This is a genomic window from Streptomyces sp. NPDC001100 (assembly GCF_053598575.1).
Map to the genome: position 1 here is coordinate 83,638 of NZ_JBSFKO010000024.1, position 16,066 is coordinate 99,703.

The 16,066-nt window shown below is 70.7% G+C and carries 16 protein-coding genes; 7 read left to right on the forward strand and 9 right to left on the reverse strand.

Features of this window, described 5'->3' with window-relative positions; translation table 11 throughout:
- Nucleotides 1-47 precede the first annotated feature (47 nt).
- The 6 genes from ACWDEW_RS30605 to ACWDEW_RS30630 are packed head-to-tail and all read right to left on the reverse strand — an operon-like array spanning nucleotide 48 to nucleotide 5,393.
- Complete coding sequence (locus ACWDEW_RS30605) at nucleotides 48-1,205, reverse strand: acyl-CoA dehydrogenase family protein (RefSeq protein WP_450516888.1); 1,158 nt, start codon at nucleotides 1,203-1,205, stop codon at nucleotides 48-50.
- A 9-nt stretch (nucleotides 1,206-1,214) separates the two neighbouring features.
- Entirely contained in the window at nucleotides 1,215-1,748 is a 534-nt protein-coding gene (locus tag ACWDEW_RS30610; RefSeq protein ID WP_381241046.1) for a DoxX family protein, read from the reverse strand.
- Entirely contained in the window at nucleotides 1,745-2,656 is a 912-nt protein-coding gene (locus ACWDEW_RS30615; RefSeq protein ID WP_093631373.1) for an SDR family NAD(P)-dependent oxidoreductase, read from the reverse strand. The genes ACWDEW_RS30610 and ACWDEW_RS30615 overlap by 4 nt, the downstream gene beginning before the upstream one ends.
- Nucleotides 2,657-2,659: 3 nt before the next feature.
- The gene (locus ACWDEW_RS30620) at nucleotides 2,660-3,826 is read right to left on the reverse strand and encodes a CaiB/BaiF CoA transferase family protein (protein ID WP_450516891.1); all 1,167 of its coding nucleotides are present in this window, start codon (nucleotides 3,824-3,826) and stop codon (nucleotides 2,660-2,662) included.
- A 30-nt stretch (nucleotides 3,827-3,856) separates the two neighbouring features.
- Entirely contained in the window at nucleotides 3,857-4,636 is a 780-nt protein-coding gene (locus ACWDEW_RS30625; protein ID WP_450516892.1) for an enoyl-CoA hydratase/isomerase family protein, read from the reverse strand.
- Between the two features lies 1 nt (nucleotide 4,637).
- Nucleotides 4,638-5,393, reverse strand: a complete 756-nt coding sequence (locus tag ACWDEW_RS30630; RefSeq protein ID WP_450516894.1) for an SDR family NAD(P)-dependent oxidoreductase — start codon at nucleotides 5,391-5,393, stop codon at nucleotides 4,638-4,640.
- 85 nt (nucleotides 5,394-5,478) lie between these two features.
- On the opposite strand from ACWDEW_RS30630, the gene ACWDEW_RS30635 reads away from it, so the two are divergent.
- From ACWDEW_RS30635 to ACWDEW_RS30660, 6 genes are all read left to right on the forward strand, one after another.
- Complete coding sequence (locus tag ACWDEW_RS30635) at nucleotides 5,479-6,621, forward strand: acyl-CoA dehydrogenase family protein (RefSeq protein WP_450516896.1); 1,143 nt, start codon at nucleotides 5,479-5,481, stop codon at nucleotides 6,619-6,621.
- Nucleotides 6,622-6,712: 91 nt separating this feature from the next.
- Complete coding sequence (locus tag ACWDEW_RS30640) at nucleotides 6,713-8,203, forward strand: aldehyde dehydrogenase family protein (protein ID WP_450516898.1); 1,491 nt, start codon at nucleotides 6,713-6,715, stop codon at nucleotides 8,201-8,203.
- A 34-nt stretch (nucleotides 8,204-8,237) separates the two neighbouring features.
- Complete coding sequence (locus ACWDEW_RS30645) at nucleotides 8,238-9,812, forward strand: AMP-binding protein (protein ID WP_450516900.1); 1,575 nt, start codon at nucleotides 8,238-8,240, stop codon at nucleotides 9,810-9,812.
- Between the two features lie 4 nt (nucleotides 9,813-9,816).
- Nucleotides 9,817-10,968 carry a thiolase family protein gene (locus ACWDEW_RS30650; protein WP_450516901.1) on the forward strand — a complete coding sequence of 384 codons (1,152 nt, stop codon included), beginning with the start codon at nucleotides 9,817-9,819 and terminating at the stop codon, nucleotides 10,966-10,968.
- The gene (locus ACWDEW_RS30655) at nucleotides 10,965-11,366 is read left to right on the forward strand and encodes a Zn-ribbon domain-containing OB-fold protein (protein ID WP_450516903.1); all 402 of its coding nucleotides are present in this window, start codon (nucleotides 10,965-10,967) and stop codon (nucleotides 11,364-11,366) included. The genes ACWDEW_RS30650 and ACWDEW_RS30655 overlap by 4 nt, the downstream gene beginning before the upstream one ends.
- A 5-nt stretch (nucleotides 11,367-11,371) precedes the next feature.
- Nucleotides 11,372-12,130: a FadR/GntR family transcriptional regulator gene (locus ACWDEW_RS30660; RefSeq protein ID WP_401728396.1), complete on the forward strand. Its 759-nt coding sequence runs from the start codon at nucleotides 11,372-11,374 to the stop codon at nucleotides 12,128-12,130.
- A 7-nt stretch (nucleotides 12,131-12,137) separates the two neighbouring features.
- On the opposite strand, the gene ACWDEW_RS30665 is transcribed toward ACWDEW_RS30660, so the two are convergent.
- Genes ACWDEW_RS30665 through ACWDEW_RS30675 form a run of 3 tightly spaced genes read right to left on the reverse strand, consistent with a single transcriptional unit; the run spans nucleotide 12,138 to nucleotide 15,105 of the window.
- Nucleotides 12,138-13,160, reverse strand: coding sequence for a TIGR03617 family F420-dependent LLM class oxidoreductase (locus tag ACWDEW_RS30665; protein WP_450516905.1), 1,023 nt, complete (start codon nucleotides 13,158-13,160; stop codon nucleotides 12,138-12,140).
- Entirely contained in the window at nucleotides 13,157-14,299 is a 1,143-nt protein-coding gene (locus tag ACWDEW_RS30670) for an acyl-CoA dehydrogenase family protein (RefSeq protein WP_450516907.1), read from the reverse strand. The genes ACWDEW_RS30665 and ACWDEW_RS30670 overlap by 4 nt, the downstream gene beginning before the upstream one ends.
- 5 nt (nucleotides 14,300-14,304) lie before the next feature.
- Nucleotides 14,305-15,105, reverse strand: coding sequence for an enoyl-CoA hydratase/isomerase family protein (locus ACWDEW_RS30675; protein WP_450516909.1), 801 nt, complete (start codon nucleotides 15,103-15,105; stop codon nucleotides 14,305-14,307).
- Between the two features lie 88 nt (nucleotides 15,106-15,193).
- On the opposite strand from ACWDEW_RS30675, the gene ACWDEW_RS30680 reads away from it, so the two are divergent.
- Nucleotides 15,194-16,060: a crotonase/enoyl-CoA hydratase family protein gene (locus ACWDEW_RS30680; RefSeq protein WP_450516911.1), complete on the forward strand. Its 867-nt coding sequence runs from the start codon at nucleotides 15,194-15,196 to the stop codon at nucleotides 16,058-16,060.
- Nucleotides 16,061-16,066: the final 6 nt, after the last annotated feature.

Sequence of the window (16,066 nt, forward strand, 5' to 3'; positions counted from 1 at the left end):
CGACGAAGGCCCCGGGGCGCCCCGGGGCCTTCGCTCGTCGGTGCCGGTCAGCCCCGAGCGGCCTCGCCCAGCAGCGCCTTCGCGATGATGACCTGCTGGATCTGGCTCGTCCCCTCGTAGATGCGGAACAGCCGGGCATCGCGGTAGAAGCGCTCGACGGCGACCCCGCGCATATAGCCCGCCCCACCGTGGACCTGGACCGCGCGGTCGGCGACCCGCCACACCATCTCGCTGGCGAAGTACTTCGTGCAGGACGGGCCGATCTTGGTGTCCGTACCGGCGTCGAACGCGCGGGCGGCCTCCAGGACCGTGGCGCGGCCGGCGTAGTAGTCGGTCATGGAGTCGGCGATCAGACCCTGTACGAGCTGGAAGGAGCTGATGAGCTTCCCGGACTGGCGGCGGGTGCGGGCGTACTCGACGGACTCGTCGACCAGCCGCTCCGCCATGCCAACGCACAGGGACGAGATGTGCACCCGACCGTGCGCGATGCAGCCCATCGCCGTGCCGAAGCCCCGGTTCAGCCCGGCCTCGCCGCCGACGAGCGCGGACGCCGGTACGCGGACGTCGTCGAAGTACACGTCCGCGGTCCAGGCGCCGAACTGGCCCATCTTGTGGTCCTTGGGGGCCACGGAGAGGCCCGGGGTGCCGGCCGGGACCAGGAAGGTGGAGATGCCCCGGGTGCGCGGGGCATCGGGGTCGGTGCGGGCGAAGACCATGAAGACGTCGGCGAGCGGGGCGTTGGTGATGTACCGCTTGGCACCGTTGATCACCCACTCGTCGCCGTCCAGGTGCGCCCGCGTGGTCAGGGTCGAGGGGTCGGAACCCGCCTCCGCCTCGGTGAGCGCGAACGACGCCAGGACATCACCCGAGGCGATCCTCGGCAGCCAGTCCGCCTTCTGCTCCTCGGTGCCGCCGACCATCAGGACGTGCCCGGCGATGCCGTTGTTGGTCCCGAACATCGAGCGCAGAGACGGGGTGGTGTACCCCAGCTCGAACATCAACTGGGCCTCCTCGTACATCGACAGCCCCAGCCCGCCGTACTCCTCGGGCAGCGCGAAGCCGAACAGGCCCATCTTCTTGGCCGCCTCGCGGATCTCCGCGGGCATCTCGTCCTTCTCGTCGATCTCCGCTTCGAGCGGCACGACGCGTTCGCGCACGAAGCGCCGGACCTCGGACAGCACCGCGCTGAAGTCAGCCGCGTCCATGTCGACTCCCTATTGCTCTTGGCTATCTGTTTGTGTCTCGTCCGGCTTCGGCTCCGGCCGGTAGCACACGGCCAGCAGCGCGGCGGCGCTCGCTGTTCCGACCCCCAGGGCCAGCAACGCGGGCCCCGTGCCCGTGCGTTGGCGGCGCAGCACCCCGTCCAGCGAGTACCTGCCGGGGCCCAGCGCGGCCAGCGCGACGGCCGCGCCGCCCACGACACCGACGTACTCCCAGCCGCCCTTGAAGACGAAGAAGCCCTTGCCCCGATGGTCGGTTCGGGCCGCCACGGTCATCAGACCGACGGCTGCCGCCGCCGGGAGGGGATTGGCCGCGCCCAGCGCGATCCCCACGCCGGCCGCCATCTCCGTCCCGGCCGCCATGCGCGCGTGGACCTCTGCGGGCCGCAGACCGAGCGCCTCGAACCAGCCTGTCGTGCCCTTGAGCCCGCCCGGCCCGGCGACCTTGTTCCAGCCGTGCGCGAAGAGCATCGGGCCGAGCGTCGCCCGTAGGACGAGCGCGGCGACGTCATGGCCCCGTGCTCTCACTGGCCTACTCCGGTGGCCCGGCCCGCGGGAGCGACACCGTACAACTGCGGTACGGCGTCCACGAGTTCGTCGTAGGTGAGCGCCTGTCCCGACGCGCTGGGGTGGACGCCGGCGACTGTCCAGCCCTGGAGCCGGTTCAACCGGTTGCCCTCGATGCGCAGGACCTGGCCGGTCAGCCAGGCCGCGCTGTCGGAGGCGAGGTAGACGACGACGCCCGAGGCGTTGGCGGGGTCGCGCGGGTCGAAGCCGTCGACGGCCCGCAGCGATTCACCGACGGACAAGCCGTCCGTCATCCGTGTGGCCGCGATCGGCGAGATGGCGTTCGCGGTGACACCGTACTTGCGCATCTCCAGCGCGGTGAGGACGGTGAGCCCGGCTATCCCGGCCTTCGCGGCACCGTAGTTGGACTGCCCCTGGTTGCCGAACAGGCCGGTCCCGGACGTCGTGTTGATGACGCGGCCGGTGACGCGCTCACCTCGCTTCGACGCCTCGCGCCAGTACGCGCACGCGTGCCGGGTCAGTGCGAAAGTACCCTTGAGATGAACCGCGATCACGGCATCGAACTCCGCCTCGGTCATCGAGAACAGCATGCGGTCGCGAACGATCCCCGCGTTGTTCACGACGATATCCAGGCGCCCGAACTCCGCGACCGTGTCCGCGACCAGGGTCTCGGTCGCCGCCCAGTCCGTCACCGACGCGTGGTTGGCGACCGCCTGCCCGCCCAACTTGGTTATCTCGGCTACGACTTCGTCGGCGGGGGAGTCGCCGGTGCTCTCGCCGTGCACGCCGGAGCCGAGGTCGTTCACCACCACGGTCGCGCCGGCCTCGGCCAGCGCAAGGCAATGCGCCCGGCCCAGACCCCGGCCGCCGCCGGTCACGACGGCGACCTTGTCGTCGAGGATGCCCACCTGCTACCTCCCGGTTGTGTCGAGTTCGCGGAGTACGTCGTCGGTGTGCTCGCCGAGCGTCGGGGCACCGCTGCGTGGTTTGTCGTCAACACCCCAGAAGCTGACGGGTGTTGCCACGGTCCGCAGCGGAGGTGCGTCACCCATGCCGGGCTGCTCGACGAACGCCCCCACGGCTTCGGCCTGGGGATCGGCCGCGACCTCCGCGAGCGTCTGCACCGGCGCCCACCACACGCCCTCGGCGTCGAACCGCGCCGCCCATTCGTCCAGTGGTCGCCGAGCGAACTCCTCGTCGAACTCGGCGATCAGCTCGCGTACATGGCCACGCCGTGCCTTACCGGTCGCGAACCGCTCGTCCGTCTCCAGGTCGGGGCGGCCGAGCGCCTTGACGACACCGGGCCAGTGCCGGTTGCCCTCCAGGCCGACCAGCCAGAACCAGCGGTCGTCGGCGGCCCGGTAGGAGTTGTAGAGCGGGGACTCGTGCTCGGTGCGGTGCCGGGTGCGGCCGCGCCTGCCGAAGAAGTTCTGGAGTGCCAGGTCGTTTCCGTTGGCGTAGGTGCCGGACCGTAGCAGCGACACGTCCACCACACCGCCCTCGCCGGCGCGTTCGCGGCGCAGCAGCGCGGCCAGCACGCCGGCCACCAGGTTCGCCGCGGCCGTACGGTCGCCAAGTCCCGGGCGGATGCCGGGCGGTGGTTCGCCCGCCGGGTTGAGCATGGCGGCGATGCCGGGTCGCGCCCAGAAGGCGGAGACGTCGTAGCCGGCACGGTCGCGCTCCGCGCCCGTCCAGCCGTAGCCCGTCAACGTGCCGACGACCAGGCGGGGATGGCGGGCGCGCAGTTCGTCCGGGGCCAGGCCCAGGCGTTCCAGCGCGCCGGGGCGGAGGTTGGTGACGAAGACGTCGGCACGCTCCAACAGCCGTTCCAGTACGTCCTTGCCGTCCTCCGAGCGCAGGTCGAGGACGATCCCGCGCTTCCCGCGGTTGTCGGTCTCGAACGGGGGCGCGCTGTCGATGTCCTGGCCGACGTGCCGGAGCGTGTAGCGGTTGGGGTCGCCGGTCGGCGCCTCCACCTTCACCACGTCCGCGCCCCAGTCCGCGAGCATGGTGGCCGCGGCCGGAGCCGCCACCCACATGCCCAGTTCGACGACCGAAATGCCCTCAAGTGGCCGCACAACCCACCTCCCTGTCTGTCGGTCCGCCCGCTATTTGCCCTGGAAGTCGCCGGGTCGGCGCTCCCGGAAGGCCTTCAGTCCCTCGACCCGGTCCTTGGTGGAGAACAGGACCGAGACGGTCTCGCGCTCGTAGGAGATCGCCGCCTCCAGATCCATCCCGAGTCCGTAGTCGATCAGCCTTTTGCCCGCAGCGAGGGCCAGCGGTGCGCCGGCCGTCAGCGCGGCGGCGAGTGCCTCGGCGACGCCCAACACCTCTCCGGGGTCGGCGAGTTCGTTGACCAGTCCGAGCGCGTGGGCCCGTTCCGCGTCGATCGGTTCGCCGGTGAGGATCATCTGCTTGGCGATCGCGGGCGGGATCAGGCGCGGCAGCCGCTGTGTGCCGCCCGCGCCCGGCAGGACGCCGAGCTTCATCTCGGGCAGGCCCAGCCGCGCGCCCCGCTCCGCGACCCGCAGGTCACAGGCGAGCGCGAGTTCGAGGCCGCCGCCGAAGGCGAAGCCGTGGACGGACGCGACCGAGGGCTTGGGGAAGTCCTCCAGCAGCGCGTACGCGTCGGTGAGTTGCTGGACGAACGAATGGAACTGCCGGGGTGCCGTGAACGACTCGATCTCATCGATGTCGGCCCCGGCCGAGAAGGCCCGGCCCGCCCCGGCCACGACCAGGGCGCGTACGTCGTCGTTGTCGCGCAGCTCGTCCAGCGCCCGCGTGAGGCGGTCGACGGTCTCGGAGCCGATCGCGTTGAGCCGCTCCGGCCGGTCGAGGGTCAACACGGCGATTCTGTCCCGGAGTTCGACACGCAGCACGGTGCTCACCTCAGACCATCGTGAGGCCGCCGCTGACCGAGAGCGTCTGCCCGGTCATGTAGGCGGCGTCGTCGGACGAGAGGAAGGCCACCACACCGGCGATGTCGGAGGGCTGGGCGACGCGGCGCAGCGGGATCGCCCGCAGGGTCGCGTCGTACATCTTCTGGCTGTACTCGGCGACCTGCCCGAGCAGCGCGGTGTCGGTGGGACCCGGGCAGACGCTGTTCACGGTGATGCCGTGCCGGGCGACCTCGCGGGCGAGGGCCTTGCCGAAGGCGATGACACCGCCCTTCGTCGCGGAGTACACGACCTCGCCGGAGGAGCCGACCCGGCCGGCGTCCGAGGCGATGTGGACGATCCGGCCGCCGCCCCGCTCGATCATCGGGTCGAGGACGGCCCGGGTCATCGTGATCGTCCCGCGCAGATTGACGGCGATGATCCGGTCCCAGGTCTCCTCGGCGCTGTCGACGAAGCGGCCGATGACGTCGACGGCCGCGTTGTTCACCAGGACGTCCACAGGGCCGAGTTCGGCGGTCACGCGGTCCAGGGCCGTGCGGACGGCCGCGCTGTCGGAGATGTCCGCGCCGACTCCCGTGGCCCGCACGCCGTACCGCTCCGCGAGCAGGGCCGCGACCTTGCCGGCGGCCTCTGCGTCTAGGTCGCAGACGGCGATGGCGGCTCCCTGGGCGGCGAGTCGGTCGGCGATCGCCTCGCCGATGCCGCGGCCCGCTCCGGTGACGAGTGCCACCTTGTCCCGTACGCTCACGCGCCCTCCCTCGCCCGGCTCTCGATACAGCGCTATCGTATAACTACTTCAGCTAAATAAGCGAGATGCCTGAACGGAGTCCAGCATGCGCCGAACGATCTTCACCGAGGAGCACGAGCTGTTCCGGGAGACCGCCCGCTCCTACTACCTGCGGGAATGCGCTCCGTACGCCGAGCAGTGGGAGCGGGACGGACAGGTGAGCCGGGCCGCGTGGGCGGCGGCGGGCAAGGCCGGGCTCATCGGCTGGCAGTTCCCGGAGGAGTACGGCGGCCAGGGGATCTGGGACTTCCGCTACAACGCCATCATGGCGGAGGAGATGGCGGCCACCAGCTCGGTCGGGATCGGGCTCGGGCTGCAGAACGACGTCATCCCGCCCTATCTGACGAACCTCACCACCCCTGAGCAGAAGGCCCGTTGGCTGCCCGGAGTGACCAGCGGCGAGACGATCTGCGCGCTCGCCCTGTCCGAGCCGGCCGCCGGATCCGACCTCAAGGCCATCCGCACCACCGCCCGCCGCGACGGCGACGAGTGGGTGATCGACGGCTCCAAGACCTTCATCACCAACGGCATCCTGGCGGACCTGGTGGTCGTCGCCTGCAAGACAGACCCCGACGCCGGGCACAAGGGCATCAGCCTGATCGTCGTCGAGCGGGACACGGAGGGCTTCGAGCGCGGACGCAAGCTGGACAAGGTCGGGATGAAGGCGCAGGACACCGCCGAACTCTTCTTCCATGAGGTCCACGTCCCCGCCGAGAACCTCATCGGGCAGGAGAACCGCGGTTTCTACCACATGATGGGCAACCTCCCGACCGAGCGCCTCGCCATCGCCGTCTCCTCGCTGGCGGCCGCCGAGCGGGCGTACGAACTGGCGCTGGACTACGCCAAGACCCGCACGGCGTTCGGGCGGCCGATCGGCGAGTTCCAGGCCAACCGGTTCGCCCTCGCCGACATCAAGGCCAAGCTGGGCGCGGCTCGCGTCTACGTGGACGGCTGCATCATGGCCCTGTTCCAGGGCGAGTTGACGCCCGAGGAGGCCGCTGCGGCCAAGTACTGGACCTCGGAGACCGGCTGGCAGGTCATCGACCGCTGCATGCAGCTGTTCGGCGGCTACGGCTACGTCAACGAGTACGAGATCGCCCGGATCTGGCGCGACAGCCGGGTGCAGCGGGTGTTCGGCGGCACCTCGGAGATCATGCAGGAGATCATCGGACGCTCGCTCGGGCTCTGACACCGGCCGGACTCATTGACTGGCTTGGATAAATAGGTTAGCTATTTAAGCGAGATGCGCGAGATGTGGGATGCGGCTCAAGGAGGCAACCGTGGTCACGGTCGACGTGAAGCTGCACCAGGACAGAGCGAAGCACGACCTGCCGCGCCCCCGACTGGTCATCGGCGGCAAGGACGTCACCGACACCAGCGGCGGCCGGTACGAGCACCGCAACCCGGCGACCGGCCTCGTCCAGGCGCATATCCCGCTCGCGGGCCCCGCCGAGGTGGACCGGGCCGTCGCCGCCGCCCGCCAGGCCTTCGAGGTGTGGGGCACCATGCGCCCCGCCGAGCGCCGCCGACTGCTCACCCGCTTCGCGCAGCTCCTCCGCGACCACATCCCCGACTTCGCGGCGATCTGCCCGCTGGAGAACGGCATCTGCGTCGGCGGCTGGGCTTCGAACGTCGGACCGCATGTCGCCGAGTGGACCGAGTACTACGCCGGCTGGGCCGACAAGATCGAGGGCATGGTCGGCGCGGCCTACAGCCCGCACGAGAACGTCGAGTACACCATCGCCGAGCCCTACGGCGTCATCGGCCACATCATCACCTGGAACTCACCCGCACTGTCCCTGGCGATGAAGGTCCCGCCGTCGCTGGCCGCAGGCAACACCGTCGTCATCAAACCGGCCGAGTCCACGCCGTTCTCCGCGCTGCTCTTCGCCGACCTGGCCCGCGAGGCGGGCATCCCCGAGGGGGTGGTCAACGTCGTCACCGGACTCGGCGACGCGGGATCGGCCCTGGTCACCCACCCCGGTGTGGACAAGATCTCCTTCACCGGGGGCCCCGCCACCGCACGCCGCATCATGGCCGACGCGGCACTGACCCTCAAACCCGTCCTGTTCGAACTCGGCGGCAAGTCCGCCAACCTCCTCTTCGCTGACACCGACCTCGACACCGTGGTGCCGTACTGCGCGGCCTTCGCCATGAGCAACACCGGCCAGGGCTGCGCACTGCCGACCCGGCTGCTGGTCGAGCGGTCGGTCTACGACGAGGTCGTCGCACGCGTCGCCGGTGTGGTCGCGCACCTGCCCGTCGGCGACCCGCTCGACCCGACGACGTACATCGGACCGCTCATCGACGAAGCCGCCCGGGACCGTGTTCAGGGAATGATCGACAAGGCGGTCGAAGGCGGTGCGGGGCGGCTCGTGTACGGCGGTGAACGCATCGACGCCGACGGCTACTTCGTCTCCCCGACCGTCTTCGCCGACGTCGACAACCGCAGCGACCTCGCCCAGCAGGAGATCTTCGGCCCGGTCCTGGCCGTCACCCCCTTCGACACGGAGGACGAGGCCGTCGCCCTCGCCAACGACACCGAGTACGGCTTGTCCGCCTACATCCAGTCCCGTGACATCGGGCGCGTGAACCGTCTGGCGCCCCGTCTGAAAGCCGGGACGGTCTACGTCAACCCGGGCCCGAACCCGATCAGTTCGCCCACCACGCCGTTCGGCGGCGTCGGGACGAGCGGGTTCGGCCGGGAGGGCGGCAAGGCGGGTCTCGACGAGTTCGTCCACGTCAAGGGTGTCGGTATCAGCCGCGTCTGACACCCGCCTTCCGAAAGCCCTGGGAGCCAAGAGCATGTATTCCGCCCGCCGCCTGACGTTCGGCGACATCATCCGTGAGCACCGAAGGTCCTTCCCCGAGGGCATCGCCCTCGTCGACGGCGAAGTCCGGCTGACCTGGCCGCAGTTGGACGAGCGCACCAACCGCCTCGCCAACGCCCTCAGGGACGCAGGGGTCGGCTCCGGCGACCGCGTCCTCTGGCTGGGACAGAACTCCTTCCGCATCTGGGAACTGCTCGGCGCCGCCGCGAAGATCGGCGCGATGGTCTGTCCCGGCTACTGGCGCTGGGCCGCCCCCGAAATGGCGTTCGCGGTCGAGGACTTCGACCCCCGGGTGGTGATCTGGCAGGACGAGGAGATCGGCGACACGGTCGCCAAGGCACGGGCCGAACTCGGCAGCGACCACCGGGCGTTGTGGCTGCGGCACGACTCCGAGGGCCCCGGCTCCTACGAGTCCTTCCTGTCCTCCGGCGCGGCCGAGGACCCGGCCGTCGACGTCGACCCGGACTCCGCACTCCTGGTCATCTACACCGCGGCGATTTCCGGACGCCAGTCCGGCTCGATGCTCTCGCACCGCAACCTCCTTGCCATGGGCGCGAGTTCCGCCTGGATGGGAGACATCGGCACCGAGGCCGCCTTCCTCGGCGCCGGACCGATGTTCCACATCGGCAACTACCAGTTCTGGGGCGTCCCGGCCTTCGTGCACGGCGGCAAGAACGTCGTCGTCCGCCGGGTCGTCGCCGAGGAACTGCTCCCGCTGCTGGCGGCAGAGCGGTGCACGCACGCCTACCTGATGCCCCCGACGATTGCCCGACTCGTCGCCCTCAACAGGGAAGCGGGCCACGACCTCTCACACTTGCGCGCCAGCGTCGCCGCCCCCCTCTGGCAGGGCACGGTCCCCACCGACACCAGCCGCTTCACCCGCAACGGCGGCGGCGAGGGCCGCGGCTACGGCCAGACCGAGGTGACCGGCTTCGCCGTGACCGGCGCCTACGGCGGCACGGGCACCGGCAACGCCGGACGCCCCGGCCCCTTCACCGCCGTACGCATCCTGGACGGCACCGGCAAGGAGTGCGAGGTCGGCCAGGTCGGCGAGATCTGCGTGCGCGGCGACCTTGTGCACCTCGGCTATTGGAACCGGCCCGAGATCAACGAGGAGCGTTTCCGCTTCGGTTGGTGGCACACCACCGACCTCGGCCGGCGTGAGAGCGACGGCACGATCAGCTTCCTCGGCACCACGACCCGCATGCTCAAGTCGGCGGCCGAGAACATCTTCCCGGCCGAGGTGGAGAACTGCATCGAGTCGCACCCGGCGGTGAAGGAGGCCGCCGTGATCGGCGTCCCGAACGAGCGCTGGGCGCAGGACGTCAAAGCGGTCGTCGTCCTTCACCCCGACGCCGAACCGGTCACGGCCGCGGACGTCATCGAGCACTGCCGGGCGCGGATCGCCTCGTACAAGAAGCCGAAGACGGTGGAGTTCGTCGAGGCGCTGCCGCGCACCAAGGACTATGGCAAGGACTACGAGGCGCTCGACGAGCGCTTCGGCGGGGGTGGCTATCCCGGCGGCGACACGCTCGGCGCGGGACGGTGACGCCGTGAGCGACCGCCAACCCGTCGTCGTCGGCGTACACGCCACAGAGCAGGCGCTGTCCCTCCCGCACCGCGACGCGATGGGCCTCGCCCTCGAAGCGGTGCGCGGCGCGATCGAGGACGCCGGACTGACCCAGGCGGACGTCGACGGCGCCCAGGTCGACTGGCCCGGCCCGGGCGGTGTGCCCGGCGAGGGCAGCTCCTGGGCGCGGATGCTCGGCCGGGACCTGCGCTGGACCAGTGACTCGATGCTCGACAACGCGGGCTCGCGGGGCCTGCTGAAGGCGGCGGCGGCCGTACGGGCGGGGTTCGCCGACACCGTCGTGGTCGGCGGCTGCAAGCTGGTCTCGCGCGGTGCGGGCCCCGTCGGCGCCGGAGTCCCGCTGGAGTTCGCCGACGTCTGGGGCAGCTACGTCGTCGCCCAGTTCGCGCTGGTCGCGGCACGGCACATGCACCAGTACGGGACGACCGCCCACCAGCTCGCGGAGGTCGCCGCCACCGTCCGCAACAACGGCACCACCAACCCGGAGGCGATGATGTACGGCCGCGGCCCGTACACCGCCGACGACGTGCTCGCCTCCCGCATGGTGGCCACACCGTTCCACCTGCTGGACTGCTGCATCGTCGGCGAGGGTGGCGCCGCCCTCGTGGTGACCACCGCCGAACGGGCCCGGGACCTGCCCCACCCGCCCGTCGCCGTGCTCGGCGGCGGCATGGAGTACCACCAGGCCGCGTACGCCAACCCCGCGCTGTACCGGGAGGTCGGCCAACTCGGCCGGGACGCGGCCACCCGCGCCTACGCCATGGCGGGCATCGGCCCGCAGGACGTGGACGTCTTCTCCCTCTACGACCCCAACTCTTTCGAGATCATCAGGCAGTTGGAGATCCTTGGGCTGTGCGGCGAGGGCGAGGGCGGCCCGCTGGCCGCCAGCGGTGCCATCGCCGTCGGCGGCAAGCACCCCGTCAATCCCGATGGCGGCTGCCTGGCGTACGCGTGGAACGGAACCCAGCAGATGACCCTCAAAGTCGTCGAGGCCGTACGGCAGTTGCGCGGCACCGCCGTCCACCAGGTCGAGGGCGCGGAGCTGGCGGTCGTCGGCAACGCGGGCTCCGGCGCGCAGCACTACGAGATGAGCGTGCTGGGGAGGGCACGATGAGCCGCCCGGTGCCCGAGCCCACTCCGCTGTCACGGCCGTTCTGGGAGGCGGCCCGGCGCGGTGACCTGGTCGTCCCGCACTGTCCGGCCTGCGGGCTGCGCTTCCTCGTGCCCGAACCCGCCTGCCCCGGCTGCATGTCGGCGGACTGGCGGTACGTGCCCAGCGCCGGCCGGGGCACCGTCTACTCGGTGACCGTGGTCCACCGCGCCCCCGGCCCCGGCTTCGAGACACCGTTCGCGCTGGCCGTGATCGACCTGGACGAGGGCGGCACCCTGCTGACCCACGTCGACGCGGGCGACCCGGACAACGTCGTCATCGGCATGCGGGTGCGCGTGGACTTCCGGCCCCTCACCGACGAGATCACCCTGCCGTACTTCGTGCCGGTCCCAGGCGACTGAAGGAGATGGATGCCGTGGCGAACACGCCGGTGCGGGTCCCCAAGATGGCCGAGCTGGTGGCGGCACAGCTGCGCCGCAAGATCGTGCGCGGGGAACTGGCCGAGGGAGAGGCGCTGCCCGCCGAGACGGCCCTGATGGCGGAGTTCGCCGTCTCCCGGCCGACACTGCGCGAGGCGTTCCGGGTACTGGAGTCGGAGTCGCTGATCAGCGTGCGCCGGGGCGCCCGGGGCGGGGCACGGGTACAGGTCCCGGAGGGCACGGTCGCCGCACGCTACGCGGGAGTCGTCCTCGAATACCGCGGCACGACTCTCAAGGACGTCTACGACGCCCGTACGGTCATCGAGGCGCCGTGCGCCGGACTGCTGGCCCAGCGCCGCACGGACCGGGACCTGGAGCGGCTGCGGGCCTCCGTCGCCGAGGCCGAGGGGCTCATGGACGACCCCTCGGCCTTCATCCGGGCCCACATGGAGTTCCATGCCCTCGTCGTCGAACTCGCGGGCAACGAGACGCTGAGCGTCCTCAACGGCATGGTCCGGCACATCATCGACCAGGCGAACTGGTCCCACGTCGACCTCGACGCCGGCAGCCCCGAGAACATCCGGGCCAACCGCCGGGGCTTCCGTGCCCATGGCGCCCTCGTCGAACTGGTCGCCGGGCGTCGGACCGAGGCCGCCGAGGAGCTGTGGCGCCTCCATCTCCAGGAGGCCGAGGACTACCTGCTGCAGAGCAGGTCCATGACGACGGTCCTGGACCTGCTCGGCTGACGCACCATCAGCTCCCGTGCAGCTCCTGGACGATGGGCTCCCACACCTCGGCGTCGATCTCGTACGCGGTGTAGAAGGAAACCCGGTCGACCAGACTCCCGTACCGGCGCCTGATCTCGCCCGCGACCCGGTCCGGCTCCGCGACGACCGCGAAGGTGTGCAGGACGTCGTCGTCGACGAGCCCGCCCATCGCCTCCCACTTGTCCTCCCGGGACGACTTCGACAGCGCGTTCAGCTCGTCGCCGAGTTCGCCCCAGCCGTGCAGTTCCAGGACGCCGCGATACGCCGGTGTGCTGCCGTAGAAGGCGATCTGGCGGCGGGTGCCGTCGATCGCGCGGGCCAGTTCCTCCTCGGTGCGGCCGGTCGCGGTGAGGAGGAGATGGGAGACGGAGAAGTGGCCACGCGTGCGGCCGGAACGTTCCAGGCCGGCCTCGACGGTCGGGAGGGTCACTTCCCGCAGATACCGCTCGGTGGTGAAGCCGTGCGCCAGCAACCCGTCGGCGACCTCGCCCGCGACCCGCGTCATCGCTTCGCCGACCGCCGCCACGAAGACCTTCGGGGCGCCGCCGGGAGCGGGTGGGGGAGAGAAGAACGGGGACATGAGCGTGTGGGTGTAGAAGTCGCCGCGGAAGTCGAGCTTCTCGCCCTCGTTCCAGGCCGCCCAGATCGCGCGCAGCGCGCTCACGTACTCCCGCATACGGGCGGCGGGGCGGCTCCATGGCATGGCGAAGCGCCGCTCGATGTGCGGTTTGATCTGACTGCCCAGGCCGAGCGAGAAGCGCCCGCCGGCGTATGCCTGCAAGTCGTGGGCGGTGTAGGCGAGTTGCATGGGGGAGCGGGCGAACGCAACTGCGATCGCCGTGCCCACCTCCAGCCGTTCGGTGTGCTCGGCCGCGAGCAGCAGCGGCAGGAACGGGTCGTGCTTCGACTCCGAGGCCCACAGGCCGTCGTAGCCCGCCTTCTCGTGGTGCAGGGCGTCCGCTACGACCTCGGCGGTACCCCACACGCTGAGCTTTCCGTCGACCTTCATGCCGCTCCGTCCACTGTGACCGCGTCCAACCCGATGCGCCGCGCGAGCAGTTCGCGGTGGTACGCCGGGTCTCCGAACAGGAGTTGAGATGTCTTGGCCCGCTTCAGATACAGGTGGGCCGGGTGTTCCCAGGTGAAGCCGATGCCGCCGTGGACCTGGATGTTCTCCGCTGTCGCCTGCAGACACGCGTCCGAGCAGAACGCCTTGGCGAGACTCGCCACCGCGGGCAGGTCCGGGTCCTCGTTCGCTGCCGCGAGCAGCGCGTAGTGCGCGGCGGCACGCGCCGACTCCACTTCGAGGAGGACGTCGGCGAGCAGGTGTTTCACGGCCTGGAAGGAGCCGATGGGCCGCCCGAACTGATGCCGTACCTTGGCGTACTCCACCGCCATGTCCAGCGCGCGGGAGGCCACCCCGACCTGCTCGGCGGCGAGCGCCACCGCGGCCCGGTCGAGCACCTGCGAGACGAGGTCCCAGCCGTCTCCGTGCGTACGCAGCCGGGTCGCCGGTACGTCGTCGTAGTCGAGGCGGGCCTGTCGGCGGGTCGGGTCCATTGTGGGGAGGGAAGCGCGGGTCAGTCCGGCCGCGTCGCCATCGACCGAGAAGACGCCGATGCCGTCGTCGGTCCGGGCGACGGTGAGGACGAAGTCCGCGCTGGCGCCGTCGAGGACGAACATCTTGTGTCCGGTCAACAGCCAACTGCCGTCGGACTCGCGGGCACTGAGCGCGACTCCGGCCGCGTCCCAGCGGCCCGAGTCCTCGGTCAGGGCCAGTGTCCCGACCAGTTCGCCGGAGGCGAGCCCCGGCAGCAGACGCTTGCGGGTGTCCTCGTCGTCGCAGCGCAGCAGGGTGGTTGTCGCCAGCACGGCCGAGGAGAGGAAGGGCGCGCACACCAGCGCCCGGCCCGACTCCTCCATGACGGCGCCCACTTCGACCGGTCCGCACCCGGCACCGCCGTACTCCTCGGGGACGGCCAGGCCCTGGAGGCCGAGTTCCGTCCCCATCCGGCGCCACAGCGCCCGGTCGAAGCCCTCCGGTGTCTCCATCAGCCGTCGTGTCTCGGTCTCGGGCGAGGTGTCCGCGAGGAACGCCCGTACCGTGCGCCGCAGTTCCTCCTGCTCGTCGCTGAACGCGAAGTCCATGCCGCTCAGCCCTCCGCACCGGTTCGGCGGCGCCCGCGCGAGGCGATGATCTGTTCCACCGCGGCGATGTGGTCCGGGTCGTGCATGCTGTCCCGCTCGGCGAGCAGTGCCGGCTCCAGTACGGTGGCCATGGCCTGCTCCAGATGAAGGTTCACCGCCCGCTTGGTGCCGCGCAACGCCTGCGCGGGCAGGGCGGCCAGCCGTCCGGCCAGGTCCATGGCCTCGTCCAGGAGCTTGTCTTTCGGCACGACGCGATTGGCGATGCCGAGCCGGACCGCCTCCTCGGCGCTCACCCGCTCGCCCAGGAAGAGGAGTTCCTTCGCCCGGGGCAGGCCGACGAGCAGGGGCAGGACGAGCGCGCCGCCGTCGCCTGCGACGAGACCGACCTGGACGTGCGGGTCGGCCACGTACGCGTCGTCCGCGATCAGCACCAGGTCGCTCAGCAGGGCCAGGCTGCAACCAAGGCCGACAGCAGGCCCGTTGACCGCCGCGATCACCGGCAACGGGCAGCGGACCAGGCCGGTGATGATCCGCCGGGCCTCGTCGACGTTCTGCTGCCGGAAGGCGGGGTCGCTCTGAACCCGGGTCATGATGTCGAAGTTGCCGCCCGCGCTGAACGCCCTTCCCCGGCCGGTGAGTACGACCACTCGTGCCTCGGGGTCGTCGGCGACCGTGTCCCAGACCGACGCGAGGCCCGAGTGCAGCTCCTCGCTCATCGCGTTGAGCTGGTCCGGCCGGTTCAGCTCGATCAGCCGGACCGGCCCGAGGGCCGTCACCACCAGATCCGTCATCTCCACCGCCACCATCCAGGAACAGTTCAGTAGAGTTGAATGCTATAACTAATTGAGCTTTATGAGAACCAGGTCGCGGAGTGACGAGCCCGACGGAGGACGCATGCCGGAGCAGGAGTACGAGACCGTGCGGGCCGAGGTGGCGGACCGGATCCTCACCGTCACGCTCAACCGGCCCGAGAAGCTGAACGCCTTCAACTCGCAGATGATGGGCGACCTCCTCGACGTCTTCGACGCGGCCGACGCCGACGACGACGTAAGGGTGATCGTGGTGACCGGAGCCGGGCGCGGTTTCTGCGCGGGCGCCGACGTCAGTTCCGGCGGGTCGTCGTTCGACCACCGAAGGGCGGGCGCCTGGCATCGGGACACCGGCGGCCGGGTCGCGCTGCGGATCTTCTCCAGCACCAAGCCGGTCATCGCTGCGGTCAACGGCCCCGCGGTCGGCGTCGGGGCCAGCATGACCCTGCCCATGGACATCCGGCTGGCCTCGACCTCGGCGAAGTTCGGCTTCGTCTTCGCGCGCCGGGGCATCGTGCCGGAGTCCGCGGCCAGCTGGTTCCTGCCACGGGCCGTGGGGATGCAACGGGCCATGGAATGGGTGGCGAGCGGGCGCGTCTTCGGCCCCGAGGAGGCGTTGTCGGCCGGGCTGGTCCGCTCCGTCCATCCGCCGGAGGAACTCCTGCCGGCGGCGTACGAACTCGCCCGCGAGATCGCCGACAACACCTCGGCGATCTCGGTCGCCCTCTCCCGGCAGATGATGTGGCGGATGCTCGGCGAGCCCCACCCGATGGCCGCGCACCGCCTCGACTCGCGGATCATGAGCCAGATCGGCGGCGGTCCGGACCCGGTGGAGGGCGTCGAGTCCTTCCTCGCCAAGCGGCCGCCCGCGTTCCCGGGCCGGGTCAGCAAGGACATGCCGGCCGTCTATCCCTGGTGGGGGGAGGAAGAGTTCAGGCCCTTGGGGGAGTAGGCGTCA